Below are 3,256 nucleotides of genomic sequence, written 5' to 3'. Positions count from 1 at the left end.
CTCCGGCAAACCCGGTGCGGTTCACAGGGCATAAAGACAGTCGTCCTGTGACACCGGGACCTCTGCCTCCTCCTCGCTCGGAGTCGTCGAACAAGGTTTTTCGGCCCAGTCTTCATGTTCTCGACCGTGTGAGATTTCCGCCATTTCGCCACGACCTTTGGGTTAATACCGCGGTTCATCGCGGTGGTCGACGCTTCTGATCGCTGTATTGCTGCTCAGATGGTGCGCGCAGTCGTGGCGCCTTCGTGACGAACTCGTCCCATAAGGCATTCTTACATCCCAAAGAATGGATCGCCCATCAAACTGTGGGAACGAACGGTTAGGCTTTACAATAGCGCGGCCAAATCATTGGCCCTGCTGCTGCCGGAGCCCTTTCCGTACAACCGTTTAGTCTTACTGCGTCACAAACAGCTGCGCGGATCTCGGTTGAGTTGTGCGCAGCCAGGATATCTGAGCAAGCTGCGGGCGAGCGCTGCGACAGGGAGTCGGCGGATGATGGTGATCGAGTTCTGGACGTGGCCGTCCGGATCTGATCGGCGGCAGCACGACCGGTGTCGAGAACTACAGGGAATTGGGGCCTTGCCACTTTGGGTAAAGATCGCCGGATGGTTACCGCCTCAGCTTATTGCTCAGTGTGGAATGAACAGAGGTTTGCGGCGTTCATGTGGCACCGGAGTCTGCTGCTCATGATTCACGATGGCGCGTGGTGCATGACACTCAAGCCAAATCTTATGATGACTTGGTGCTCTGTCCCGGAACGGACAAGAATATTCGCGGCTATGATGACAGCGGTTTGCTCAAGGCGAGGTGGGGCCAGGCCGCGACGCGGTTGTCGGTACAGGCCGCTAATGGATAAGATAGCGCCGCGCCGTTTTATCCGCCAAGGCAGCGCGGCGAATTTCAGATATCCACGCGTTGGTGGGTTGGGAAAGCAGGTCATGCCCTTTTCCCTCTCCCTCTCCGCATCGCCGATTGTTTTAGCTTGTATTTTTGGGGTCCGGAATGCGTAAGCGTCCGGTAAGAGCTGCTGCCAGAACTGCCAAGGTGCCCGTTCGGGTCTGCCGATAAAGCCGCAGCCGCAGCATTCCGGCAAAGGCATTTGGACCGCTGGCATTCAAGATCTCTCCGAAACGCTCTAATAAGCGCTGGTTCTCGGGGAGTAGTCGGGAGGCGACAGGTTCCAGCGCCTTTTGGTTCCGTGCCAGCCAGTCCGCAAACTTTCCGTTTATCAGCATTGAGGCCCGTGCAGCCTTCGCTCGTGCCGTATCGTTCCGCCCCATCAGATTTTTCCGATGCTGGCGATAAAGCAGCACTTGTGCCCGGTCGCGCATGATACTCGCGCCCGCACCCGACAGGATTTGATAGGCCCACCAGTCATGCGAGATGATGCCTGCTGCTTCGGCTGCCGGGACTGTCGCCTGCAACAGCCGGATCGCCTGCGAGTTGGCAAGGATCGTATTGCCCGGCAAACAGGCTTGGATCAGTGCGTTGCGAAACGTAAACGGTCCGGGGAAATGCGGTGCCGCGGCAAGCGGGTTCAGCGCCTCGTCGCAGATTGTTGTTCGCGCGGCATAAATCGCTGCATCTATGCGTCCGTGCAGGAAGGCCACGCCGCGCTCCAGCCGGTCCGGCAGCCAGACATCATCCTGATCGGCATAAGCCAGCCACCCGCCGGCATCGACCCGTTGGGTCAGGTGCAGGAAGTTCCGGGTCGATCCTTGTCGGGGACCGTCTATCAGCTCTACTTGTCCCGAGGGGCGAGTGCGGGCAAACTCCGCAACAATCTGCCGCGTTCCATCCGTCGAGCCGTCGTCGGAAACAATCAGCTTCCAGTCTGAGATGCTTTGCGCAGCCAGACTGTCTAGCTGGGCGCGAATGAACCGCGCCCCGTTATAACTGGCCATGGCAATAGTGATCGGCGGATGCAACTGGGTCTCCGATAATATCGCCTCTTTCCTATAAGGATCCTGCGGATCGGGCCAGAGGGCGTTATTGCTCTTGTCGGCCAATATCCTCGATCAGAATGCGTCTGACATTCGGTCCCGCAGTCTTTTGCGCCGCTGCAAGCAGGGATGTTCGCAACTTTTGAAGCGTGACCTCAGAGGTGAAATTGCCATCAAAAGCGCCTGTATTTGCCTCGATCATCAGCGCATTGAGCAGGCTGTCCCGCAGGCGCAATTCTTGCGCTTCAATCTCGGCCTGGGCAGAGGCGGGGGTTTCGATGCCGAGTGACAGGATCATCACAGCTGTTGGTGAACCATTGCGCAGGACAGGCACAAAAAACTGGGTTGGAAAACGGAACCACCCAAGGGTGTCGTCCTTTGTTGTGGACGAGCTTTCGCCTTTGCCTGTTTGGGATGCGGCGTCAGCCTGTTCAGTAGCTGTGCCTTGGGTTCTGGTTTCATCTGCAGGCTTGGGCTCACCCAAAATATCGCCACTGATCGCCCCCCCAACGAAGGCCAGTACGGGCAGCAAGATTAGCAATAGTTTTTTCACGACCGCTCCGCCTGCTTAATAGGGCAGAAGGATATCGGCGACCTGCTGACCGTAGCGCGGCTGCTGTACATCGCTGATCTGGCCGCGCCCGCCGTAAGAGATACGGGCACCGGCGATACGGTCATAGGCAATCTCGTTGCGGCGCCTGATATCTGATGGGCGCACAAAACCGCTAACGGTCAGTTCACGCATCTCGTTGTTCACACGTACCTCTTGCGTGCCCTGGATACGCAGAACGCCGTTGGGCAGGCGATCGACAACGGTAGCTGCCACCCGCAGAGTCAGTTTGTCACGTCGGGAAATATTCCCGCTGCCTTTGAAGCTGGAGGCAGCCTTGGCATCGGCCAGTTCTTTCATACTGGCACGCTCAGGCAGGGCCTCGTCGATACGTTGCGGCAGCCCGATCATTGAGGGAATACTGACCTTGTCTGACGAACTGCGACTGCGGCCCGAGCTGTTCTGGATCTCGGCCCGGTCGTCGATTTCGATCACCACGGTCAGGATATCGCCGCGCTGCGAAGCTCGGCGGTCCGCGACCAGAGAGTTTTGCGCTCTGCTCCACAGCGAGGCCGTGCTTTGCGGCCTGTCGGGCAGCTCATTGACACCATAGCCTGACGAGGTCATGGCCTGAAATTCGACGCTGCTTTCGGGTTCGGTCATAGATGGGGGGCGGCCAAGGTGAGACACACGTGCGCAGGCCGAAAGTGACATGGCAAGTGTCAGTGCACCAACTAGGTCATGTTGACAAATGGCGGAGCCA

General features: G+C 58.1%; 3 protein-coding genes. All 3 read right to left on the bottom strand.

Translation table 11 applies throughout. From position 1 onward, the window contains the following. Positions 1 to 977: 977 nt before the first annotated feature. From PARACOCCUSGL_RS0119880 to flgH, 3 genes are read right to left on the bottom strand one after another with little or no spacing between them, the layout of a single operon-like run. On the bottom strand, positions 978 to 2,009 hold the full coding sequence (locus PARACOCCUSGL_RS0119880) for a glycosyltransferase (RefSeq protein WP_138918415.1): 1,032 nt from the start codon (positions 2,007 to 2,009) through the stop codon (positions 978 to 980). Continuing rightward, positions 1,990 to 2,496: a hypothetical protein gene (locus PARACOCCUSGL_RS0119875; RefSeq protein WP_029372818.1), complete on the bottom strand. Its 507-nt coding sequence runs from the start codon at positions 2,494 to 2,496 to the stop codon at positions 1,990 to 1,992. Before PARACOCCUSGL_RS0119875 ends, PARACOCCUSGL_RS0119880 begins: the two co-directional genes overlap by 20 nt. A 15-nt stretch (positions 2,497 to 2,511) precedes the next feature. Continuing rightward, on the bottom strand, positions 2,512 to 3,207 hold the full coding sequence (flgH, locus tag PARACOCCUSGL_RS0119870) for a flagellar basal body L-ring protein FlgH (RefSeq protein WP_040602383.1): 696 nt from the start codon (positions 3,205 to 3,207) through the stop codon (positions 2,512 to 2,514). Positions 3,208 to 3,256: the final 49 nt, after the last annotated feature.

Source organism: Paracoccus sp. TRP (genome assembly GCF_000185925.1).
GTDB lineage: Bacteria > Pseudomonadota > Alphaproteobacteria > Rhodobacterales > Rhodobacteraceae > Paracoccus > Paracoccus kondratievae.
This window is presented reverse-complemented; position numbering and strand designations above follow the sequence as displayed.